General features: G+C 32.8%; 20 protein-coding genes. 19 read left to right on the top strand and 1 reads right to left on the bottom strand.

What is annotated here, in order from left to right; all coding sequences use genetic code 11:
- Positions 1-20 precede the first annotated feature (20 nt).
- From tsf to ACSUE0_RS05355, 14 genes are all read left to right on the top strand, one after another.
- Positions 21-899 carry a translation elongation factor Ts gene (gene tsf, locus ACSUE0_RS05420; RefSeq protein ID WP_119613639.1) on the top strand — a complete coding sequence of 293 codons (879 nt, stop codon included), beginning with the start codon at positions 21-23 and terminating at the stop codon, positions 897-899.
- A gap of 131 nt (positions 900-1,030) precedes the next feature.
- Complete coding sequence (gene pyrH, locus ACSUE0_RS05415; protein WP_017724293.1) at positions 1,031-1,753, top strand: UMP kinase; 723 nt, start codon at positions 1,031-1,033, stop codon at positions 1,751-1,753.
- A 17-nt stretch (positions 1,754-1,770) separates the two neighbouring features.
- Positions 1,771-2,325, top strand: a complete 555-nt coding sequence (gene frr / locus ACSUE0_RS05410; RefSeq protein WP_017724294.1) for a ribosome recycling factor — start codon at positions 1,771-1,773, stop codon at positions 2,323-2,325.
- 230 nt (positions 2,326-2,555) lie between these two features.
- Positions 2,556-3,317: an isoprenyl transferase gene (locus ACSUE0_RS05405; RefSeq protein WP_107551592.1), complete on the top strand. Its 762-nt coding sequence runs from the start codon at positions 2,556-2,558 to the stop codon at positions 3,315-3,317.
- 17 nt (positions 3,318-3,334) lie between these two features.
- Positions 3,335-4,117 (top strand): phosphatidate cytidylyltransferase, encoded by a 783-nt coding sequence (locus ACSUE0_RS05400; RefSeq protein WP_119613636.1) that lies wholly within the window; start codon positions 3,335-3,337, stop codon positions 4,115-4,117.
- A gap of 395 nt (positions 4,118-4,512) precedes the next feature.
- On the top strand, positions 4,513-5,799 hold the full coding sequence (rseP, locus tag ACSUE0_RS05395) for an RIP metalloprotease RseP (RefSeq protein WP_436956416.1): 1,287 nt from the start codon (positions 4,513-4,515) through the stop codon (positions 5,797-5,799).
- Positions 5,800-5,819: 20 nt separating this feature from the next.
- Entirely contained in the window at positions 5,820-7,520 is a 1,701-nt protein-coding gene (locus ACSUE0_RS05390; protein ID WP_119613634.1) for a proline--tRNA ligase, read from the top strand.
- 410 nt (positions 7,521-7,930) lie between these two features.
- A complete protein-coding gene (locus ACSUE0_RS05385) occupies positions 7,931-12,247 on the top strand; it encodes a PolC-type DNA polymerase III (RefSeq protein WP_119613633.1) in 4,317 nt (1,438 codons plus the stop codon).
- A 383-nt stretch (positions 12,248-12,630) separates the two neighbouring features.
- Positions 12,631-13,098, top strand: coding sequence for a ribosome maturation factor RimP (rimP, locus tag ACSUE0_RS05380; RefSeq protein WP_119613632.1), 468 nt, complete (start codon positions 12,631-12,633; stop codon positions 13,096-13,098).
- Positions 13,099-13,121: 23 nt separating this feature from the next.
- Entirely contained in the window at positions 13,122-14,294 is a 1,173-nt protein-coding gene (nusA, locus tag ACSUE0_RS05375; protein ID WP_436956413.1) for a transcription termination factor NusA, read from the top strand.
- A gap of 17 nt (positions 14,295-14,311) precedes the next feature.
- A complete protein-coding gene (gene rnpM / locus ACSUE0_RS05370; protein ID WP_017724302.1) occupies positions 14,312-14,596 on the top strand; it encodes an RNase P modulator RnpM in 285 nt (94 codons plus the stop codon).
- Complete coding sequence (locus tag ACSUE0_RS05365; RefSeq protein WP_017724303.1) at positions 14,593-14,910, top strand: L7Ae/L30e/S12e/Gadd45 family ribosomal protein; 318 nt, start codon at positions 14,593-14,595, stop codon at positions 14,908-14,910. Before rnpM ends, ACSUE0_RS05365 begins: the two co-directional genes overlap by 4 nt.
- A 4-nt stretch (positions 14,911-14,914) precedes the next feature.
- A complete protein-coding gene (infB, locus tag ACSUE0_RS05360; protein WP_119615279.1) occupies positions 14,915-17,023 on the top strand; it encodes a translation initiation factor IF-2 in 2,109 nt (702 codons plus the stop codon).
- Between the two features lie 370 nt (positions 17,024-17,393).
- Complete coding sequence (locus tag ACSUE0_RS05355) at positions 17,394-18,392, top strand: hypothetical protein (protein ID WP_436956411.1); 999 nt, start codon at positions 17,394-17,396, stop codon at positions 18,390-18,392.
- Positions 18,393-18,818: 426 nt separating this feature from the next.
- On the opposite strand, the gene ACSUE0_RS05350 is transcribed toward ACSUE0_RS05355, so the two are convergent.
- The gene (locus ACSUE0_RS05350; RefSeq protein WP_436956409.1) at positions 18,819-19,691 is read right to left on the bottom strand and encodes a hypothetical protein; all 873 of its coding nucleotides are present in this window, start codon (positions 19,689-19,691) and stop codon (positions 18,819-18,821) included.
- A gap of 609 nt (positions 19,692-20,300) precedes the next feature.
- On the opposite strand from ACSUE0_RS05350, the gene rbfA reads away from it, so the two are divergent.
- The 5 genes from rbfA (at position 20,301) to pnp (ending at position 25,618) form a co-directional block, all read left to right on the top strand.
- Positions 20,301-20,648 carry a 30S ribosome-binding factor RbfA gene (rbfA, locus tag ACSUE0_RS05345; RefSeq protein WP_026113574.1) on the top strand — a complete coding sequence of 116 codons (348 nt, stop codon included), beginning with the start codon at positions 20,301-20,303 and terminating at the stop codon, positions 20,646-20,648.
- 257 nt (positions 20,649-20,905) lie between these two features.
- Complete coding sequence (gene truB / locus ACSUE0_RS05340; RefSeq protein WP_436956407.1) at positions 20,906-21,823, top strand: tRNA pseudouridine(55) synthase TruB; 918 nt, start codon at positions 20,906-20,908, stop codon at positions 21,821-21,823.
- A gap of 13 nt (positions 21,824-21,836) precedes the next feature.
- Positions 21,837-22,808, top strand: coding sequence for a riboflavin biosynthesis protein RibF (ribF, locus tag ACSUE0_RS05335; protein WP_436956405.1), 972 nt, complete (start codon positions 21,837-21,839; stop codon positions 22,806-22,808).
- Between the two features lie 103 nt (positions 22,809-22,911).
- Positions 22,912-23,181 (top strand): 30S ribosomal protein S15, encoded by a 270-nt coding sequence (rpsO, locus tag ACSUE0_RS05330; protein ID WP_017724310.1) that lies wholly within the window; start codon positions 22,912-22,914, stop codon positions 23,179-23,181.
- A gap of 343 nt (positions 23,182-23,524) precedes the next feature.
- The gene (gene pnp / locus ACSUE0_RS05325; protein WP_436956403.1) at positions 23,525-25,618 is read left to right on the top strand and encodes a polyribonucleotide nucleotidyltransferase; all 2,094 of its coding nucleotides are present in this window, start codon (positions 23,525-23,527) and stop codon (positions 25,616-25,618) included.
- The last annotated feature ends 44 nt before the right edge of the window (positions 25,619-25,662 follow it).

Genomic DNA, 25,662 nt, shown 5'->3' with positions numbered 1-25,662 from the left:
AAATAATGGAGGAATATAAAATGGCAATTTCAGCTAAACTTGTAAAAGAATTACGTGAAAAAACTGGCGCTGGCATGATGGATTGTAAAAAAGCGTTAACAGAAACTGATGGTGACATCGATAAAGCAGTAGACTTCCTACGTGAAAAAGGTATTGCTAAAGCTGCTAAAAAATCTGACCGTATTGCGGCAGAAGGTTTAGTACACGTTGAAGCAAGAGGGAACGAAGCAGCAATTGTAGAAATTAATTCAGAAACTGACTTCGTAGCTCGTAACGAAGGATTCCAACAATTAGTGAAAGAAATTGCTATCCAAGTATTGGATACAAAAGCTGAATCAGTAGAAGCTTTATTAGAAACTGAATTATCAGATGGTAAATCAGTTGACCAACGTGTTAAAGAAGCTATCTCTACAATCGGTGAAAAATTAAGTATCCGTCGTTTTGCTATTAGAACTAAAACTGATAACGATTCATTTGGCGCTTACTTACACATGGGCGGACGCATTGGTGTATTAACAGTAGTTGAAGGTTCAACTGATGATGAAGCTGCTAAAGATGTAGCTATGCACATTGCTGCAATCAACCCTAAATATGTTTCATCAGAACAAGTAAGTGAAGATGAAATTGATCACGAAAGAGAAGTACTAAAACAACAAGCTTTAAATGAAGGTAAACCAGAGAAAATTGTTGAAAAGATGGTAGAAGGACGTTTACGTAAATATTTACAAGAAATTTGTGCGGTTGACCAAAACTTTGTAAAAGATCCTGATCAAACAGTTGAAGCTTTCTTAAAATCTAAAGGTGGTAAACTTGTTGACTTCGTACGTTATGAAGTAGGCGAAGGTATGGAAAAACGTGAAGAAAACTTTGCTGACGAAGTTAAAGGACAAATGAAATAATTTTTCATAGTTAGAACAAGAAAGAAGACACCTTTTGTGCTCCGTATGAAAGATTCACTTTTGTATTGGAAGACCTATTGTGTCTTCTTTACTTGTATAATTACATATTTTACAATAGAGAGGATAAGACAATGGCTCAAACTTCTAAATACGAACGTGTTGTATTAAAATTAAGTGGCGAAGCACTAGCAGGTGACGATGGGTTTGGAATCAACCCAATTATTATTAAAAGTGTTGCAAAACAAGTAGCTGAAGTAGCAAAAATGGATTGTGAAATTGCTGTTATCGTTGGTGGAGGCAATATTTGGAGAGGTAAAACTGGTAGTGACTTAGGCATGGATCGTGGTACTGCTGACTATATGGGTATGTTAGCTACGGTTATGAATGCATTAGCTTTACAAGATAGCCTTGAACAATTAGAGTGTGATACACGCGTCTTAACTTCAATTGAAATGAAACAAGTTGCAGAACCATATATCCGTCGTCGTGCAATTAGACATTTAGAAAAGAAACGTGTTGTTATATTTGCGGCTGGTATAGGGAACCCTTACTTCTCTACTGATACTACAGCAGCATTACGTGCGGCTGAAGTTGAAGCTGATGTTATCTTAATGGGTAAAAACAATGTTGATGGTGTTTACTCTGCTGATCCAAAAGTAGATCAAAATGCGATTAAGTATGAACACTTAACACATATTCAAATGTTACAAGAAGGTTTACAAGTTATGGATTCAACGGCTTCATCATTCTGTATGGATAATAATATTCCATTGAATGTATTCTCGATAACAGAAGAAGGTAATATTAAACGTGCTGTTATGGGTGAAAAAATAGGAACGTTAATTACAAAATAATTTAGAGGTGTATGACTATGAGTGACATTATTAATGACACGAAATCAAAAATGCAAAAATCTGTAGATAATCTTTCTAGAGAATTAGCTAATATCAGTGCAGGTAGAGCTAACTCAAATTTATTAAACGGTGTAACTGTTGACTATTATGGTGCTCCTACCCCTGTACAACAACTTGCAAGTATCAGTGTGCCAGAAGCACGTTTATTAGTAATTTCGCCATATGATAAATCATCTGTAGGTGACATTGAAAAAGCAATCAATGCTGCTAACTTAGGTGTTAATCCTTCGAGTGATGGTGAAGTTATTCGCATAAGTATTCCTGCTTTAACAGAAGAACGTCGTAAAGATTTAGTGAAAGAAGTTAAGAAAATCGGCGAAGATGCTAAAGTGGCTGTTAGAAATGTACGTCGTGATGCTAACGACGAACTTAAAAAACAACAAAAAAATGCTGACATCACTGAGGATGATTTAAAATCACAAACAGCAGATGTACAAAAGCTAACTGACGATTCAATTAAAGAAATCGATAAATTGTTAGAAGAAAAAGAACAAGATATTATGTCAGTATAAACATGGTAATGGATGGTAAGACTTCGCTTCACTTCTGTTGTTAGAAATTAAACAATGGAATTCAAGAATCAGAGGTTTATCATATTTTATCTGAACTGTATCAAATCAGACTTTGGTACAGTTTTTTTATTTGTTTATTCAATGCACCTATCTAGTATGATAAAATGGTAGATAATTGCATCTAGAACCTATTATAATAAACATAGATGATCACGCTCGGAGGAAATACCATGTTTAAAAAGTTAAATAAGAAGAAAAGTCAGCCTAACCAATCCGATTTCGAATTGGATCTACATAATATACCTGAACATGTTGCAATCATAATGGATGGTAATGGTCGTTGGGCGAAACAAAGGAAATTGCCTAGAATTAAAGGTCATTACCAAGGTACACAAACCGTTAAAAACATCACTAAAGTAGCCAGTGATTTAGGAATTAAATACTTAACGTTATATGCATTCTCTACAGAAAATTGGTCAAGACCGGAAAATGAAGTTAACTATATTATGAGCTTACCAGGCACATTTTTAAAAACTTTTCTACCGGAATTGATAGAAAATAATGTTAGAGTAGAGACGATTGGCTTTTTGGAACATTTGCCAAATTCTACACTCAAAGCAATAGCTAAAGCGAAAGAAGATACTAAAGATAATACAGGCTTAAAATTAATCTTTGCTATGAACTATGGTGGACGTGCCGAAATTGTAAACAGTGTAAAAAAAATTTATGACCAATTAACTGCTAAAGGATTATCAAGCGATGAAATCACTGAACAAATGATTGATGAGCATTTAATGACTCATGCATATCCTGACCCAGATCTTTTGATAAGAACTTCAGGAGAACAAAGAATTAGTAATTTCCTTATCTGGCAAGTATCGTATAGTGAATTTATTTTTAACGAAAAATTATGGCCGGACTTTAATAAGGAAGAATTAATAAATTGTATTAAAATTTATCAATCACGCCAACGTCGCTTTGGTGGGTTATAAATAGTTAGGAGATTAGTATGAAAGTTAGAACTTTAACAGCAATCATAGCACTTATCATTTTTCTCCCTGTATTACTAAAGGGCGGCTTTATTCTAATGCTATTTTCATATTTATTAGCTTTTATAGCTCTGAAAGAATTACTTAATATGAATATGATTAAATTCTTATCAATACCAGGTATAATAAGTGCATTAGGTATATTAATTATAATGTTGCCTCAAGAGGCGGGTGACTGGGTTAATAACTTCCAATTGAAATCTTTAATAGCTATGAGTTTTATATTATTAAGTTATACTGTGCTTTCTAAAAATAGATTTAGTTTCATGGATGCAGCTTTCTGTCTTATGTCAATCGCATATGTTGGTATTGGTTTCATGTATTTATATGAAACACGCTCAGAAGGATTGCATTATATATTGTTTGCATTTTTAGTTGTGTGGTTAACTGATACTGGAGCATATATATTTGGTAGAATGATGGGTAAACATAAGTTATGGCCAGTTATTAGCCCTAATAAAACAGTAGAAGGTTTTATTGGTGGATTAATTTGCAGTATTATTGTACCGCTTGTGATGATACTATTTGTCGATTTTAATATAGCTATTTGGTTATTAATTATAGTTACAATTATTTTAAGTATGTTCGGACAACTAGGAGATCTTGTTGAATCAGGTTTTAAACGTCATTTTGGTGTTAAAGATTCAGGTAGAATTTTACCCGGGCATGGTGGTATTTTAGATAGATTTGATAGTTTTATGTTTGTGTTGCCACTATTGAATATATTATTAATTCAAAGCTAAATGTTTTTGCTTTTAAAAATTTTTATAAATCATACACAAGGAGTTAATGAATTGGAGTAACTGCGTAAAGCATACAGTTAATATGATTCTTAACTCCTTTAATAAATCTTAAGGTTTCAATTTAATACTCTATTTTGTTGCTATAAAATATAAAAGTTAAATCAGGTGAATATTAATACATAATCATAGCATCTAAGGAATTAAATAAGACTAAACTATAAGTTGATATGTTTTTACATAAAAAACGGCTACAATGATATATAATAGTTACGTGTGTCAGTTAGCATTATTGTGTTATAATTTTATAATCTGTAGTGAGAACAGTAAACTTTGAATTGTTAGATTTTTAAAGTTAAACGTATTTAATTTATTAAGAATATATGAGGTGTATCAAATTGAGTTTTCTAGTAACAATTATTTCTTTTATAATCGTCTTTGGTGTCCTCGTAACCGTGCATGAATATGGTCATATGTTTTTTGCCAAACGGGCAGGGATTATGTGTCCAGAATTTGCGATCGGTATGGGACCGAAAATTTTTAGTTTTAGAAAAAATGAAACATTATATACAATACGACTATTACCTGTAGGTGGTTATGTTCGTATGGCGGGTGATGGCTTAGAAGAGCCGCCGGTTCAACCCGGGATGCACGTAAAAATTAAACTAAATGATAAAGAAGAAATTACACATATCATTTTAGATGACCAACATAAATTCCAACAAATTGAAGCTATGGAAGTGAAACAATGCGATTTCAAAGATGGCTTGTTTGTGGAAGGTGTGACTGCTTATGATGATGATCGTCATCGTTTCCCTATTGCAGAAAAATCATATTTTGTAGAAAATGGTAGTTTAATTCAAATTGCACCAAGAGACAGACAATTCACATATAAAAAACCTTATCAAAAATTCTTAACGTTATTTGCTGGACCATTGTTTAATTTCTTACTTACATTAGTCTTATTTATCGGCTTAGCTTATTATCAAGGTACACCTACAAATTCAGTAGATGAAGTAGCGAAGGATACGCCGGCTGCTCAAGCTGGACTTAAATCTGGTGATACAATTGTGAAATTAGATGGCAAAAAAATAGAAGACAAAAGTGATATCGATAAAGTTGTTGAACAGAATAAAGACACAAAAACAACGATGACAGTAGAACGTGATGGTAATACCCATACGATAGATATAAAGCCTAAAAAAGTAGAACAAAAAGTTACTAAAAACAAGAGTCAAACAAGATATTTATTTGGTTATACTCCTAGCACAGAACATACTTTATTTAAACCAATCGTTGCTGGTATCGATCGCACACTAGAAGCTGGAAAGCTTATCTTCACTGCAATTGTCGGGATGATTGCTAGTATTTTCACAGGGAATTTCTCTTTTGATATGTTGAATGGGCCTGTTGGTATCTATCATTCAGTCGATTCTGTAGTTAAAACTGGTATAATAAACTTAATTTCTTGGACGGCACTATTAAGTGTCAACTTAGGATTAATGAATTTGTTACCTGTACCTGCTTTAGACGGTGGTCGCATACTATTTGTCATTTACGAAGCGATATTCAGAAAGCCTGTAAATAAAAAAGCAGAAACAACAATTATTGCAATCGGTGCAGTATTTGTATTAATCGTAATGGTCTTAGTGACTTGGAACGATATACAACGTTATTTCTTATAAAGAGGGAGAGAAGTATATAAATGAAACAGTCTAAAGTATTTATACCAACTATGAAAGAAGTACCAGCTGGTGCTGAAGCATTAAGCCATCGTTTGTTATTGAAAGCTGGTTTAATCAAACAAAGTACAAGTGGCATATATAGTTATTTACCGCTCGCAGCTAGAGTATTAAATAACATAGAGGCAATTGTCCGTGAAGAAATGGAACGTATTGATGCAGTGGAAATCTTAATGCCAGCACTGCAACAAGCAGAATTATGGGAAGAATCTGGTCGTTGGAGCGCATACGGACCAGAACTCATGCGTTTACAAGATCGTAATGGTCGTGAATTTGCCCTTGGGCCAACTCACGAAGAAGTAGTTACTTCTATAGTAAGAGATGAATTAAAGTCTTATAAACAATTACCTATGACATTATTCCAAATTCAATCTAAATACAGAGATGAAAAACGCCCACGATTTGGTTTATTACGTGGTAGAGAATTTATTATGAAAGATGCTTATTCTTTCCATGCTGATGAAGAATCATTAGATGCCTCATATCAAGATATGTATAATGCATATGGTCGCATCTTTAAACGAGTTGGTATTAATGCGAGACCTGTTGTTGCTGATTCTGGTGCAATTGGTGGTAGTCATACGCATGAATTTATGGCATTAAGTGAAATTGGTGAAGATACGATTGTATTTAGCGACCAAAGTGATTATGCTGCAAATATTGAAAAAGCAGAAGTTATTTACCAACCAAATGAAAAGCATGATGAAGTTAAACCATTAACTAAAATAGAAACGCCTAACGTCCATACTGCACAAGAGTTGGCGTCATTCCTTGAAAAGCCATTAGATGAAATTACGAAATCTATGATATTTAAAGTGGACGGTGAATTCATTATGGTCTTAGTGCGTGGCCATCACGAAATTAATGATATTAAATTGAAAGCATACTTTGCCACAGATAATATTGAATTAGCAACGGAAGATGAGATTGTAAATCTACTTGGTGCAAAACCAGGTTCTTTAGGTCCGATTTTCGATAAAGATATTAAGATTTATGCCGATAATTACATTCAAGATTTAAATAATATCGTAGTTGGTGCAAATGAAGATGGCTATCATTTATTAAATGCAAATGTAGGTCGTGATTTTGAAGTTACAGAATATGGTGATTTCAGATTTATATTAGAAGGTGAGCCATTAGTAGATGGTTCAGGTTCAGCTCACTTTGCCGAAGGTATTGAAGTAGGACAAGTATTTAAACTAGGTACAAAATATTCAGAAAGTATGAATGCTACTTTCCTGGATAATCAAGGTAAAGCTAAACCACTATTAATGGGTTGTTATGGTATTGGTGTTTCTAGAACATTAAGTGCGATTGTCGAACAAAATAATGATGAAAATGGTATTATTTGGCCAAAGTCAATTACACCATTTGATTTACATTTAATAACAATTAATCCTAAAAAAGATGATCAACGTGAATTAGCAGATCAACTCTACACACAGTTGAAAGAGCAATTTGATGTGTTATATGATGACCGTAAAGAGCGTGCGGGTGTGAAATTTAATGATGCAGATTTAATTGGTTTACCAATACGAGTTGTTGTTGGTAAAAATGCTGCTGAGGGTATTGTTGAGGTTAAGCGTCGTGATACTGGTGACAGTGAAGATGTTCACATTGACAATTTGTCAAATTATGTAAATGACTTATATTCAAATATATAAGTTGAAAGCAGAGTCGATGACAATTTGTTATAATGGCTAATGTAAATAGGTAAATAATGCCTATAAAAAATCATGAGGCTGAAACAAAATAAGTGTTTAATGCTGATGTGTATAGATTTGAGCATACACAGTAGCTGTTTAGTATTTAAAAAATAATGGTTTCAAGATTTTTAAATACTTATTCAGTCTTGTGGGGGCGGGCATATGAAATCAAATTTAAAATTTTGATTTCTGTCCCGCTCCTATTTATTTGTAAAAATTATGCATTTAATCCTATAAGTTGAACTATTAGAATTTCGAATATATTTAGTTATAATAGAGAGAATGAAAAATAATACATACACCGTCATAAAATGTAATTAATAATATACAAGTAAAACAGTGTAATTAATAGTAAGGTGGTTATCGTCATGGCAATGACAAATGAGGAAAAGTTTAAAATCCTAGCTGACCAAATTAAAATCGCAGATCATTTAGATTCTGAAATATTAACAAAAAGTGAATTAACACGCGTGGACGTTAAAACAGTGGATCGTTCATGGGTATTTCAAATCACGTTCCCATATTTTTTAGCAATAGAAGATTACTTACTTTTCACAAGTGCAATTACTGAAGAATTCAAAACAATTGCTGAGGTTAAGTGTAATATTACGATAAAAGATAAAGCTAACCAAGATGAATATGCTATTAAATACTTTAGCCATTGTATTGATCAAACAAAGTTATCACCAAAAGTTAAAGGTCAATTGAAACAGAAACGTTTGATTATGTCTGGAGATATTTTAAAAGTGATGTGCCAAAACGATGTTGAACGCGATCATTTTGATAAAGCTTGTAACGGTAGTTTAATTTCAGCATATCAACAGTGTGGATTTAGCATAAGTAAAGTTGTTTTTGAAACTGATAGTGCAGTCAACGATGGTGATTTAGCATCATTAGAGGCACACATACAAGAAGAAGATGAAAAGAGTGCACGTGAAGCAACGGAAAAATTAGAAAAAATGAAAGCTGAAAAAGCGAAACAACAAGATAATAACGAAAGTTCTGTCTCAAAATGTCAAATTGGTAAACCAATTCAAATTGAGAACGTACGTACAATTGATTCTATTATTGAAGAAGAGTTTAAAGTAGCAGTCGAAGGCGTTATTTTTGATATTAATCTGAAAGAGTTAAAAAGTGGCCGACATATTGTAGAAATTAAGGTAACAGACTATACAGATTCTCTCGTATTAAAAATGTTCACACGTAAAAATAAAGATGACTTAGCACATTTTAAAGCTTTAAGTGTAGGGAAATGGGTGCGTGCACAAGGTAGAATAGAAGAAGATACTTTCGTAAGAGATTTAGTTATGATGATGTCAGACATAGAGGAAATTAAAAAAGCAACAAAGCAAGATAAAGCTGAAGAAAAACGAGTAGAATTCCATTTGCACACTTCAATGAGCCAAATGGATGGTATCCCCAATATTTCTACATATGTAGACCAAGCTGCTAAGTGGGGTCATAAAGCAATTGCTGTTACGGATCATAACGTTGTCCAAGCATTTCCAGATGCACACGCTGCAGCAGAAAAAAATGGAATTAAAATGATATATGGCATGGAGGGCATGCTTGTAGATGACGGAGTGCCAATAGCGTATAAACCTAAAGATTGTAATTTGAAAACAGCAACATATGTTGTGTTTGACGTTGAGACGACAGGATTATCTAACCAATACGACAAGATTATTGAGCTTGCCGCAGTCAAAGTTAAAGACGGTGAAATCATAGATAAGTTTGAACGTTTTAGTAACCCACATGAACGTTTATCAGAAACGATTAAAAATTTAACTCATATTTCTGATGATATGTTAGTAGATGCACCAGAAATTGAAGAAGTGTTAACAGAGTTTAAATCGTGGGTTGGAGATGCAATCTTTGTTGCTCATAACGCTTCCTTTGATATGGGCTTCATTGATACGGGTTATGAACATGTAGGTATAGGTGCTTCCACAAACGGTGTTATTGATACATTAGAATTATCTAGAACAATTAATACTGAATATGGAAAACATGGTTTAAATTTCTTAGCTAAAAAATATGGTGTGGAATTGACTCAGCACCATAGAGCTATTTATGATACTGAAGCAACAGCATATATGTTTATAAAAATGTTGAAACAATTAGAAGAGCTCGGTGTTCATAATCACCAAGACATCAATACTTCTTTAACCAACGAAGATGCGTATAAACGTGCGAGACCTAACCATGTTACGCTTATTGTCCAAAACCAAGAAGGATTGAAGAATCTCTTTAAAATTGTAAGTGCTTCGTTAGTTCAATATTACTATCGTACACCGAGAATTCCACGTTCACTGCTAGATGAATATCGGGAAGGGATACTAGTAGGTTCAGCTTGTGATGAAGGTGAAGTATTTACCGCAGTAATGCAAAAAGACCAATCCCAAGTAGAACGAATTGCTAAATATTACGATTTTATTGAAGTTCAACCACCAGCACTCTATCAAGATTTAATAGATAGAGAACTTGTGAGAGACAATGAAACATTACATGAAATATATAATCGTTTAATTAGAGCGGGAGATGTTAATAATATTCCTGTAATTGCAACAGGCAACGCCCACTATTTAAACGAACATGATGCAATTGCACGTAAAATTTTAATTGCATCACAACCAGGTAATCCATTAAATCGCTCTACTTTACCACAGGCACATTTTAGAACAACTGATGAAATGTTAGATGAATTACATTTTTTAGGCGAAGAAAAAGCTTATGAACTTGTTATTAAAAATACAAATGAATTAGCAGATAAAATTGAACGTGTTGTACCAATTAAAGATGAATTGTATACGCCAAGAATGGAAGGCGCAAACGATGAGATTCGTGAAATGAGTTATAATAATGCCAAAGCATTATATGGGGAAGACTTGCCTCAAATTGTTATTGATCGTTTAGAAAAAGAACTAGAAAGTATTATCGGAAACGGATTCTCCGTTATTTATTTAATTTCACAGAGACTTGTAAAAAAATCATTAAATGATGGTTATTTAGTAGGTTCACGTGGTTCGGTAGGATCAAGTTTTGTCGCAACAATGACAGAGATCACAGAAGTAAACCCGTTGCCACCGCATTATATTTGTCCTGAGTGTAAAAATAGTGAATTCTTTAATGATGGTTCAGTTGGTTCTGGTTTCGACCTACCTGATAAAAAGTGTGAATCTTGTGGCTGTGACTTAATTAAAGAAGGACAAGACATCCCCTTTGAAACGTTCTTAGGATTCAAAGGAGATAAAGTACCAGATATTGACTTGAACTTTAGTGGGGAATATCAGCCAGAAGCACATAATTATACAAAAGAACTTTTCGGAGAAGATAAAGTATTCCGTGCCGGAACGATAGGTACTGTTGCTGAAAAAACTGCATTTGGTTTTGTTAAAGGTTACTTAAATGACCAAGGTATCCATAAACGAGGTGCCGAGATTGATAGACTAGTAAAAGGTTGTACAGGGGTTAAACGTACAACAGGGCAACATCCAGGTGGTATCATAGTTGTACCTGATTATATGGATATATATGATTTCACGCCAGTTCAATTCCCTGCAGATGATCAAGCTTCATCTTGGATGACGACGCATTTTGATTTCCATTCAATTCATGATAATGTCTTAAAATTAGATATTCTGGGCCACGATGATCCAACTATGATACGTATGTTGCAAGATTTATCTGGTATTGATCCGAAAACTATCCCAGTTGATGATAAAGATACAATGGGTATATTTAGTTCACCAGAACCATTAGGCGTGACTTCAGAAGAAATTCTATGTAAAACTGGCACATTTGGTGTACCTGAATTTGGTACTGGATTTGTTAGACAAATGCTAGAAGATACCAAGCCTACAACATTCTCAGAGCTTGTTAGAATTTCAGGCCTTTCTCATGGTACGGATGTATGGTTAGGTAATGCGCAAGATTTAATTCGTTCTGGAAAATGTGATCTAGCTAGCGTAATTTGTTGTCGTGATGACATTATGGTTTACTTAATGTATAACGGTTTAGAACCATCACTTGCCTTCAAAACAATGGAGTTTGTGCGTAAAGGTAAAGGATTAACAGACGATATGGTTGAAGCTATGGTCGATAATGAAGTGCCAGATTGGTATTTAGATTCTTGTAGAAAAATTAAATATATGTTCCCTAAAGCGCATGCTGCCGCTTATGTATTGATGGCTGTACGTATTGCTTATTTCAAAGTCCATTACCCGTTGTATTATTATGCAAGTTATTTCACAGTGCGTGCCTCTGATTTTGACTTGATTTCAATGATTAAAGACAAAGAAAGTATTCGTAATACAGTAAATGACATGTATTCAAGGTATATGGATTTAGCTAAAAAGGAAAAAGATACATTAACTGTTCTGGAAATTATGAATGAAATGGCTCAACGAGGTTATCGTATGCAACCAATTAGTTTAGAAAAGAGTAAAGCCTTCGAATTTATTATTGAAGGTGATACTTTAATCCCACCATTTATATCTGTTCCAGGTCTTGGAGAAAATGTTGCACAAAGAATAGTTGAAGCACGTGAAGAAGGGCCATTCTTGTCTAAAGAAGATTTAAATAAGAAAGCTGGTTTATCACAAAAAGTAATTGAGTATTTGGATGAATTAGGTTCATTACCTAATTTACCAGACAAAGCTCAACTTTCTATTTTTGACATGTAACGTGTGTATCATAAATACAAAAAGCCAAAAGTATAATTAGTTAAAATAAATTTGAACAAGTATGTAAACTTTGAAGAAGTAACTTTAAGCTTAATTATTATATTTTTGAATAATATGTCATGGTATTAGTTTACTAAAACGACAAAGCGGTTAAGATTTAATTATGATTTATTTGAAACAATGCTTCAATGAAATAAATACTTTAAACGTATAAAATATAGCACAACAAAGTGACTATCTTGTCATTATGGGATTTTTAAAATATAGTTATTTGTATAGAAAATAAACATATGATATAATAACAGTGCTTAAAAAATTAGACTCAGGCAGGAAGAGTGGGCATATTACCCGCTCTTTTCTATTTGCCAAAAAAGGAGGTCAGCATGAGTAAAATAACTGAACAAGTTGAAGCAATTATTCAACCTGTCCTTAACGACTTAAATTTTGAATTAGTAGAAGTTGAGTTTACAAAAGAAGGAAAAGACCATTTTTTAAGAGTATCTATTGATAAAGAAGGCGGCGTAGACTTAAATGATTGTGCGTTAGCTTCTGAAAAAATCAGCGAAGTTATGGATGCGGAAGATCCTATTCAAGAAATGTATTACTTAGATGTTGCGTCACCTGGTGCAGAAAGACCAATTAAAAAAGAAAAAGATTTCCATAATGCTGTATCAAAACCTATTTTCGTATCTTTATACGCACCAATTGAAGGTTCTAAAGAATGGTTAGGTATTTTAAAAACTGTTGATGACGAAACGATAACTATGGAAGTTAAGGATAAGTCAAAAACAAAACAAGTTGAAATATTAAGAAGTAAGATCGCTAAAGCACGTCATGCTGTAATGATATAACATGATAAGGAGGATGATAAGTCGTGTCAAGTAATGAATTATTATTAGCAACTGAGTACTTAGAAAAAGAAAAAAAGATTCCTAGAGAAGTGTTAGTTGATGCTATAGAAGCAGCTTTAATCACTGCTTATAAAAAGAACTATGATAGCGCAAGAAGCGTACGTGTTGAATTAAATATGGATAATGGTACATTTCATGTTATCGCACGTAAAGAAGTTGTAGAAGAATCAATGGATGATAGAGAAGAAATTGATTTAAGTACTGCACTTGTTAAAAATCCTGCATATGAAATTGGTGATATTTATGAAGAAGATGTTACACCAAATGACTTCGGACGTGTGGGAGCTCAAGCAGCCAAACAAGCTGTGATGCAACGCTTACGTGATGCAGAGCGTGAAATTTTATATGATGAATTTATCGATAAAGAAGATGACATTGTAACAGGCTTAATTGATAGAGTAGATCATCGCTATGTTTATGTAAATTTGGGACGTACTGAAGCAGTTTTATCTGAAGCGGAAAGAAGTCCAAATGAAAGCTATATTCCGAATGAAAGAATTAGAGTATACGTAAACAAAGTTGAACAAACTACAAAAGGTCCACAAATTTATGTATCAAGAAGTCACCCAGGCTTATTAAAACGTTTATTTGAGCAAGAAGTGCCTGAAATATTTGACGGTACAGTAATTGTTAAATCTGTAGCACGTGAAGCTGGAGATCGTTCTAAGATCAGTGTACACTCTGATAATCCTGATATTGATGCAGTCGGAGCATGTGTAGGTGCCAAAGGTGCTCGTGTTGAAGCTGTAGTAGAAGAACTTGGTGGAGAAAAAATAGATATCGTTCAATGGAACGAAGATCCAAAGGTATTTGTCAAAAATGCTTTAAGCCCATCACAAGTTTTACAAGTTATTGTTGATGAAGCAAACCAATCTACAATTGTTGTCGTACCGGATTATCAATTATCATTAGCAATTGGTAAACGTGGTCAAAATGCCCGTTTAGCTGCAAAATTAACAGGTTGGAAGATTGATATTAAATCTGAAACTGATGCCAGAGAAGCAGGAGTTTATCCAACGGAGGAAGGTACCATTGAAGAAATTGATACTCCTTCAGAAACGGTTGACACAGAAGTAGCACATTCTGAGAACACTACAAACGAAACCATTGAAGAAGATGTAGATACTGAAAAATAAATTGGAGTGAATACTTTATGAAAAAGAAAAAAATTCCAATGCGTAAATGTATATTATCAAATGAAATGCATCCGAAAAACGATATGATAAGAGTTGTGATAAATAAAGCAGGCGAAATTTTTGCTGATGCAACTGGAAAACAACAAGGTCGTGGTGCATATGTATCAAAAGATGTTAAATTAGTAGAAGAGGCACAGCAAAAAGGTATATTAGAAAAATATTATAAAGCTGATGCTGAAACACTAGAACCTGTTTATAAAGAAATTATACGTCTTATTTATCGTGAAGAGATTCCTAAATGACCAAGGAGAACATCGTAAATTTTTTAGGTTTAGCAATGCGTGCTGGAAAAGTTAAAACAGGTGAATCTGTCATTTTAAATGATTTAAAAAAGAACAAGTTAAAGCTCGTAATTATTGCAACAGATGCTTCTGATAACACAACTAAAGTGATACAGAACAAATGTGAAAGTTACCATATATCATTACGCATATTTGGAACGAGAGCTGAATTAGGACAAGCTTTAGGGAAAGCAGAACGTGTAAACATTGGAATCACTGATCAAGGCTTTGCTAAAAAGTTATTGTCAATGATTGATGAATATCGTAAGGAGTGACTATATGAGTAAAAAAAGAATTTACGAATACGCAAAAGATTTAAAATTAAAAAGTAAAGATATTATAGATGAGTTAGCTAAAATGGACGTTGAGGTAACAAGCCACATGCAAACGTTAGAAAACGACCAAATTAAGGCTTTAGATAAAATCTATAAACCAGAACAAGCACAGCAATCTGCTAAATCAGAGCAGAAAAGTGCTCAAAATAAACAAGCAACGACGAATAATAAAAATAACCAAGGCAACAAAGGTAATCAAAATAATAAATCCAACAACAAGAAAAATAACAAAAATAATAAGAATACTAATAAAAACAATAAAAATAATAAACAACCTAAACAAGAAGAGCCAAAGGAAATACCTTCTAAAATTACGTATCATGATGGTATCACTGTAGGTGAACTTGCTGAGAAATTAAATATAGATTCATCAGGTATTATTAAAAAATTATTCTTACTAGGCATAATGGCAAACATTAATCAATCTTTAGATGATGAAACATTAGAATTAATCGTAGATGATTATGGTGTAGAACTTGAAAAAGAAGTTATCATTGATGAAGAAGATTTATCAATTTATTTTGAAGATGAAGCTGACGAGGAAAATGGAATTGAACGTCCAGCTGTTGTGACAATCATGGGACATGTTGACCATGGTAAAACAACATTATTAGACTCAATTCGTCATACTAAAGTAACTGCTGGAGAAGCAGGTGGTATTACACAGCATATCGGTGCATATCAAATTGAAAATGATGGTAAAAAAATCACTTTCCTTGATACACCAGGTCACGCTGCATTTACAACAATGCGTGCTCGTGGTGCCCAAGTTACTGATATTACAATTTTAGTAGTAGCAGCAGATGATGGCGTAATGCCACAAACAATTGAAGCGATTAACCATGCTAAAGAAGCAGAGGTGCCTACAATTGTTGCTGTAAACAAAGTTGACAAACCAACAGCTAATCCTGACCGTGTAATGCAAGAATTAACAGAATACGGTTTAATTCCCGAAGCATGGGGTGGAGATACAATTTTCGTACCACTCTCAGCTTTAAGTGGAGATGGCATTGAAGATTTATTAGAGATGATTGTCCTAACCTCTGAAGTTCAAGAATTAAAAGCAAATCCTAGCAAACATGCTGTGGGTACTGTGATTGAAGCTGAATTGGATAAATCACGTGGACCATCTGCGTCATTATTAGTTCAAAACGGAACGCTTAATGTTGGAGATTCACTAGTAGTAGGAAACACTTATGGTAGAATCCGTGCTATGGTAAATGATTTAGGTCAACGTATTAAGTCAGCTGGCCCTTCTACACCTGTAGAAATTACTGGTATCAACGATGTACCACAAGCTGGTGATAGATTTGTTGTCTTCAAAGATGAAAAACAAGCAAGACGTATCGGTGAAGCACGTCATGAAGCAAATGTATTGCAACAGCGTCAAGAAAGTAAGAGCGTTTCATTAGATAACCTGTTCGAACAAATGAAACAGGGCGAAATGAAAGATCTTAACGTAATTATCAAAGGTGATGTACAAGGTTCAGTAGAAGCACTTGCAGCATCTTTAATGAAGATAGATGTTGAGGGTGTTAATGTAAGAATTATTCATACTGCAGTAGGTGCGATTAATGAATCAGATGTTACACTTGCTAATGCTTCAAATGGTATCATTATCGGCTTTAATGTACGTCCTGATACTGGTGCGAAACGCGCTGCAGATAATGAGGGCGTAGATATGCGCTTACACCGTGTTATTTATAACGTTATCGAAGAAATTGAATCTGCAATGAAAGGTATGCTAGATCCAGAATTTGAAGAACAAGTTATTGGTCAAGCAGAAGTTCGCCAGACTTTCAAAGTTTCTAAAGTAGGTACGATTGCTGGTAGTTATGTGATAGATGGTAAAATCACACGTAATGCTGGTGTTCGTGTAATCAGAGACGGTGTAGTACAATTCGAAGGTGAACTAGACACATTAAAACGTTTTAAAGATGATGTTAAAGAAGTAGCTCAAGGCTATGAATGTGGTATAACAGTTGAAAAATTCAATGACCTAAAAGAAGGCGACATTATTGAAGCGTTCGAAATGGTTGAAATTAAAAGGTAACTTTTAATCTTTAATGATATTTTCCTTTTTGGAAAAAAGCTTATATATTAGAAACAAAGCAAACTTTTATTATGTTGTTTGCTTTGTTTTTTTGTCTTAATTTCTTTATTTAATTCTCAGTGGTATTCTGTAAACAATTAATAAAATTAGATTACGTACAATAAACAATCTAAAACTTTTCTTTTTTGAACAATAATAAAATATAAAAATTGAATCTTACAATTGTAGACATAATAATTTATATAAATTATATACCTATTCATAGTTGTAAATTAGATTAAAAAAATATTGTAAATTTACAATTATTGAGGTGCGCTGACAATGGTTGTCTATCCTTTTAATTATAGTTAAGTTAAATAGGAGGTTATAAATGATGAATGAATATTTAAAAGATATAAATGAATTTTGGGAACAATATTTTAGTCAGTATAACTCTATTTATGACGAATCAACATTAAAGGCAATTATTAAAAATAATGATACAACAGCGTTTTTACATCCTATGGATTATGCTTATTTTCAAGAATACTTCGGAGATAATTTTACTGACATTCCAAGGTTTAAAAAAATGATAGACTTTGCGAACGGCAAAGTTACTTTAAATAAAAATAGACAAAGAGTCACATTCGAAAACGCAGATTTAAATCCAGCTATTGCAAGACCTTATTTTGGCAATCCAGAAATTGCAGATATAGTAATATTAAAGAAGCAACCAGAAAATGATTTTAAAACATACCAACTAAATCTAGCTGATGATGAGGCGATTGAATACAGAAAAAGAATTTTATTAGACATCCAAGGTAAATTATTATTTGATGGACAAAAATTATTTTTACCTTATATAGATAGACATCGATGGTTTGTGAAATATTTATATAGTAATGCGTCGACATTAAAACAATTTAATATCGACCCTAACAGGGTTATGGTACTCAATTTCTTTCCATATCAGACTGGACATTCTGCAGGTATACCTAAAGATTTTTTAACATTTAATCATAAACTTCCATCACAAGTAAAAAACTATGAGTTGTTGATAAAAATGTTGAAAGATGACAAACCACGTATCTATATCGTTAGTGAAGAAGAATTATATATTTCTATATTTAAGAATTTCGCAGAAAGTGAATTATGTCAGTATTTAATTGATCATTTATTCGTACTATCATCGAAGCAAAATCGTCATCTTACAGTATGTAATGTGTTAAGTTATAGGGAACAACGTATTCGTATTAAGAAAAAGCAGAAACTTAGTAAAATCGAATATTATAAATGGAATCAAGAACAAAAAGTAGCACGTGAAAATGGGAATTCTGATTTTCACGAAAAAATAAAAATTTTACAACATACATTGGAAAGACAACATTAATAAACTTATAAATTGTATTATGAAAAGTAGTAATACTAATAAATAAATGTATGTATTAGTAGAAAAATTGATAATAGCTGAGTACATGTGTAGGTACTTAGTTATCTGGTAAAGTGAATAAATATGTGGGAACAAGAGATTAAGATTTAAATATCTCGTATACAGAACAAACGTCAATTTCTATTGAGATTATAGAAATTGACGTTTTCTTAGTTTTTATGTCATTTTGTAGTTCATTGAGCTATGAAAAACTTTGTTGTAGATGGAATTTACGTAAGTTGATTGATGAACGGATAATTTGAAAAATCATTGTATTTTTGTAACTTAAAATTCTTTTTAATATAAAGTTGTCATTCTGTTAAGCGTATTTTTTAAAGATTAATCGTTTATAATTGACACAAAAAATTCATCGTTAATTTATCATTTTTAAATATTGTAAGAGTTGAACAATGATTTTATAATTGCTTTGAAATCATCGACATAATGTTGAGGTTTTAGTAATGTGATTTGATTTGGATGTTCATAAGCAATGTGCATGCATTCTTCTTTTGAAATAATGATATCTGCAATTCGTCCATTATCTACAGGTTTCGTATTTACAATGATAAACTGACGTTTAATTTTTGGCCAAATATGATCTTGAATAAGCATAGACACACTATTAATATCTTCAAATACAGATTGATCATAAACATCGTTAAGTTGTTCGACTTCTTTTACAGTAGATAAATCGAGAGTATAAACTATTCCATTATCTAAATAAGTGAACCAATATTTATCGGAAAAATAACGTGTATAAATAGGGATAATGTCTGTTAAACGTATGTTTTGTAGTTGAATAGAAATTTTATGATTGTTTTCAATCGCTAATTGTATTCTAAAGATTAAAGTTGATTCACTAAATTCACGATGTATATTAAATTGACTTAATATTTTATTAGACAAAATTTTTTCGGCTAAGTTTGAATTGGCATTTAAGCCTCTTATAAGATTGTATGTATCTTCATGAATTATAGGTGTGAAGTTTTTCATACGAAAAATCAAATTAAGTAAGCTATTATTTTTAAATTTATACCTATCAATTTTTAAACGATGCTTGTCTATGGTATTATCGTATACAATTTGACCTTTTAGACCATGCCATTCTTGATCTTCATATAAAAAATTATTTATGTCACTTATGTCTCGTTGGATAGATCTTACATTAACATGGAGTTGCTGTGCGAGTTCTTCTTTATTTAATGCTTTTCCGTTTAAAAATCGTGTATAAATGTACAAAAGGCGTTCTGGTTTCTCCAATAATATACGCTCCTATAATTTTGAAAATAAGGTCGAGTTATTAAAATATTTTGACCTGTAAAGTGGCACTTAAGCATAAGTGATATGTATGTAATCTGCTATTTAAAGCTAGTGGTGCTTGCATATTTATGTGTGCGTTCGTTAATTTAAGTCATGCATATGAGGGAAGGCGATAATATATTTAAAAATATATAGTTACTGTCTCGCTCCCTTGAAGTATACCATTATAAATTATAAAATGTGTAATATTTTATTTTCTTAATTACATAAATAATGAGAAAATTTTCAATCACAAAGGTTTACTGAATTGAATTTAACACTGAGGCAAAAAAATTAACAGATAGGCAATTTAAAATGAAATTCATAGCGTTTTCATGAAAAATTATTACATAATTTAACAGTTTGGAAATAAAATTATGCCTAACTGTCATAAGATATTTGAATTTTATTAATAATATACAATTTACCTTTTCAAAAGTGATATCTATTTACAATATATTATTTTGAGCAGTGAATAAGTGAAATTTGTTTGACGTTATGAAATAAACTGTCATATAATCTGTAAGTAAGGGAAAGATTAACGGACTTATAAACAATGAGAGGTGAAATATAATGAATATGAGAGCAGAACGTGTAGGCGAACAAATGAAACAAGAAATCATGGATATCGCTAATAATAAAGTTAAAGATCCGAGAATTGGATTCTTAACAATTACAGAAGTTCAATTAACTAATGACCTATCTATTGCAACGGTTTATCTAACTGTTTTAGGAAATGAAAAACAAAAAGCAGATACATTTAAAGGTTTGGAAAAAGCGAAAGGTTTTATTAAATCTGAGCTTGGTTCGAGAATGAGACTTAGAATTATTCCTGAGTTAAATTTCGAATATGATGAATCAATCGACTACGGTAATAAGATAGAACGAATGATTCAAGATTTGCATAAGAAAGATTAGTCTTTCTTAATAGTTAGCACATCCATATATCATGTGGTGTTCGTGCTGTAAATTAGAACTTGCGCAATTGTCGAACTAATTCTAAATTATAATTAAATTAACTTGATTAGATGTTTTGACAAAATTGTGGGGCGGGAATACGAAATCAAATTTAGTTTTGATTTCTGTCCCGCTCTTTTTACATAACTTTTTATCAATTATTACATGTTAATATGAGATTAGAGATTTAAAAAATCAACTTTGAAGGTGAAATAAGAATGTATAACGGCATATTACCAGTATTTAAAGATCGTGGATTGACAAGTCATGATGTGGTGTTTAAGTTGAGAAAAATATTGAAGACTAAAAAAGTGGGACACACTGGAACATTAGATCCGGAAGTTTCGGGTGTGTTACCGATATGTATAGGAGCTGCGACAAAAGTTAGTGACTACATAATGGAAATGGGTAAAACTTACGAAGCGACAGTTAGTTTAGGGAGTGCAACCACTACTGAAGACCAAACTGGTGATGTGATAGAAGAGAAAGATATATTAAATGGTGAAATTACTGCTGAGGATGTCGATTCAATACTCCAACAATTTGAAGGTGTTATTACACAAATACCACCAATGTATTCTTCGGTAAAAGTAAATGGGAAAAAATTATATGAATATGCTAGAAGTAACCAAGAAGTTGTTCGACCTGAACGTCAAGCGCGTATATATAAAATCAAACGTACAACTGAACTACGTTTTGACCACAACGGCTGTCAATTTGATATAATTGTAGAATGTGGTAAAGGTACATATATACGTACACTCGCAACAGATATAGGAAGGTCATTACATTTACCTGCACATATGTCAAAGTTAACACGTACACAGAGTGGTGGATTTGACATTAAGGACAGTTTAACTTTAAATGATGTAGCAGCATTACATGAGCATGAATCATTACAAGACAAGTTATTTCCTATAGAATATGGTTTGAAAGGTTTACCACAAATTATAATTTCAGAAGAAAATATTAAGTCTAAAATTTTAAACGGACAAAAATTTGAAAAAACAATGTTCAAGCAAAATATAGACGATATGGTTACAATGGTAGATGGGCACACACACAAAGTGTTAGCAATTTATGAACCTCATCCAGAAAAACTAGATGAAATTAAACCTAAAAAGGTGTTTAACTAAAGGAGAAATATGCATGAAAGTGATAGAAGTAACTCATCCAATTCAGGAAGAACAATATATAACAGAAGATGTTGCTATGGCTTTTGGATTTTTTGATGGGATGCATAAGGGCCATGCAAAAGTATTTGATATTTTAAATCAAAAAGCAGAAGCTGCGAATTTAAAAAAGGCAGTAATGACATTTGATCCACATCCTTCGGTTGTATTAAATCCTAAACTAAAGAGAACTGATTATTTAACGCCGATTCAAGATAAAATAGAAATCCTAGAATCTTATGATATTGACTATTGTATTGTCATTAATTTTTCATCTAAATTTGCAGAAGTAAGTGCTGAGGATTTTATACAAGATTATATTATCAAGAATCATGTTAAAGAAGTCATTGCTGGTTTTGACTTTACTTTTGGAAAATACGGCAAAGGTAATATGATGATTTTAGATGAAATGACTGAATTTAATTCGACAGTAGTAAACAAACAAGAAATTAATTCTGAAAAAATTTCTACTACTGATATCAGAAAATCATTGAAAACTGGAGAGTTACAAAAAGCTAATGAAGAATTAGGCTATCGCTATCGCATTAAAGGTACGGTTGTGCAAGGGGAGAAACGAGGTAGAACTATTGGTTTTCCTACAGCAAACGTACAACCAAGTGGTGATTACGTATTACCTAAGAATGGTGTTTATGCAGTTAGCATGGAAATAGGTGCGGATAAACAGATTTATAGAGGGGTGGCTAATGTAGGTGTAAAACCAACATTCCATGATCCTTCTAAAGCTCAAGTGGTAATCGAAGTGAATTTATTTGATTTTGGAGAAAACATTTATGGTGAACGCGTTACAGTATTTTGGCATCATTATTTGAGACCTGAAATTAAATTTGATGGTATTGATCCGTTGGTGGAACAAATGAATAAAGATAAAGAAAAAGCGAAATACTTGTTATCGGTTGATTTTGGTGATGAAGTATCATATAATATTTAAGTCGAATGTGTATAACACATTTTAGCACCTTTACCTTGGCACATCGAAACTCCGACGATTTGCTCGGATAAAGGCGAATAAAAATTAAAGGAGGAAATTGACAATGGCAATTTCACAAGAGCGTAAAAATGAATTAATTAAAGAATACCGTACACACGAAGCGGACACTGGATCTCCAGAAGTTCAAATCGCTGTATTAACTGCAGAAATCACTGCATTAAATGAACACTTACGTGAACACAAAAAGGATCACCATTCACGTCGTGGATTATTAAAAATGGTAGGTCGTCGTAGACACTTACTTAACTATTTACGTGAAAAAGATGTTCAACGTTACCGTGAATTAATTAAATCATTAGGTATCCGTCGTTAATTTTAGGACGTATATTGATAGAGGCTGGGACATAATTAAATGTCTCAGCCTCAACTTTGATATAGGCACCGACAGATTTGAAAAAGTATTTGTAAAACATACTACTGTTAATGTAAATGACTTATTTTTGGTGTAAGTAGTGTTTATACAAGAATTTAAACGCTTTTTCTACTCATCTTTGCTAGGGGGTGGGATAATGAAATCTTATTTAAAATTATTAGATTTCTGTCCTGCTCCTTTTTTATAATTAGAAATGAGCATTTTTAAAAAATAATATACTAATATAAAAATTTTCTAAGAAATGATATGATAGTACTATTAGATATATGAGAGGAGATTTGTAATGTCTCAAGAGAAAAAAGTTTTTAAAACTGAATGGGCAAACAGATCATTGACGATTGAAACTGGTCAACTTGCTAAACAAGCCAATGGTGCTGTACTCGTTCGTTATGGTGATACAGTTGTCTTATCAACTGCGGTTGCTTCAAAAGAGCCGCGCGATGGGGATTTCTTCCCATTAATGGTTAATTATGAAGAAAAAATGTATGCTGCTGGTAAAATTCCAGGAGGATTCAAGAAACGCGAAGGTCGCCCAAGTGATGAAGCGACGTTAACTGCGCGCTTAATCGACAGACCAATTCGTCCATTATTCCCTAAAGGTTATAAATATGACGTTCAAATCATGAATACTGTATTAAGTGCAGACCCTGATTGTTCGCCTGAAATGGCAGCAATGATAGGTTCATCAATGGCATTAAGTGTTTCTGATATTCCATTCCAAGGACCAATTGCTGGTGTGAATGTTGGTTATATCGATGGAGAGTACATTATCAATCCAACAGTTGCACAAAAAGAAGTATCACGTTTAGACTTAGAAGTTGCTGGTCATAAAGACGCTGTAAACATGGTTGAAGCTGGTGCAAGTGAGATAACTGAAAGTGAAATGTTAGATGCCATTTTCTTCGGACATAGTGAAATCCAACGTTTAGTTAATTTCCAACAAGAAATTGTAGATCATATTCAACCTGAGAAGAAAGCATTTGTTCCTGTTGAAAAAGATGAATCCCTTGTAGAAAAAGTTACTCAATTGACTGAAGCAAATGGTTTGAAAGATGCTGTTTTAACATTTGATAAACAACAACGTGATATTAACTTAGATAATTTAAAAGAAAAAGTTGCAGCTGAATTTATTGATGAAACTGATGCTGACAATGAAGCTTTAATTAAAGAAGTTAATAGCATATTGAATGATTTAGTTAAAGAAGAAGTAAGAAGATTAATTGCAGATGAAAAAATCAGACCAGATGGCCGTAAGACGGATGAAATTCGCCCACTAGAATCTGAAGTTGGTGTGTTGCCGAGAGCACATGGTTCGGGATTATTTACACGCGGACAAACACAAGCACTTTCAGTATTAACGTTAGGCTCTATGAGCGAATATCAAATTCTGGATGGTTTAGGTGAAGAAGAACAAAAACGCTTTATGCATCATTATAATTTCCCTAACTATTCAGTAGGTGAAACAGGGCCAGTACGTTCTCCAGGACGTCGTGAAATCGGGCATGGTGCTCTAGGCGAACGTGCTCTAAGCCATATTATTCCTGATTTAAAAGATTTCCCTTACACTGTGAGAATTGTAAGTGAAGTTTTAGAATCAAATGGTTCTTCATCACAAGCGTCAATTTGTGGTTCTACACTAGCATTAATGGATGCAGGTGTACCAATTAAAGCGCCAGTAGCAGGTATTGCGATGGGCCTAGTAACACGCGATGATAGTTATACTATCTTAACTGATATTCAAGGTATGGAAGATGCATTAGGCGATATGGACTTTAAAGTTGCTGGAACTTCTGAAGGTATTACTGCTATTCAAATGGATATCAAAATTGATGGTTTAACAAAAGAAATTATTAAAGAAGCTTTAGAGCAAGCACGCGTAGGTCGCCTTGCTATTCTAGATCATATGTTACAAACAATCGATACACCACGTAACGAATTAAGTGCATTTGCGCCAAAAGTAGTAACTATGACAATTAAACCTGAAAAAATTAGAGACGTAATTGGACCTGGTGGTAAAAAAATCAATGAAATTATTGATGAAACTGGTGTTAAATTAGACATTGAACAAGACGGTACAATATTCATTGGCGCTGTTGATAAAGACGCAATTGATCGCGCGCGTAATATTATAGAAGATATCACGCGTGAAGCAGAAGTTGGCCAAGTATATGAAGGTAAAGTAAAACGTATTGAGAAATACGGTGCTTTTGTTGAATTATTCCCAGGTAAAGATGCGCTTGTTCACATTTCACAAATTGCTAATGAACGCATTGAAAAAGTAGAAGATGTGTTGAAAGTTGGAGACACATTTAAAATAAAAGTAACTGAAATTGATAAACAAGGACGCGTTAATGCATCACATAAAGTCTTGTTGTAAAATCAAAATCTAAATACATTGAATTTTTAATTAGAGGCTAGTCA

The organism is Staphylococcus sp. AS1337 (assembly GCF_051408735.1).
Lineage (GTDB): Bacteria > Bacillota > Bacilli > Staphylococcales > Staphylococcaceae > Staphylococcus > Staphylococcus xylosus_B.
This window is presented reverse-complemented; position numbering and strand designations above follow the sequence as displayed.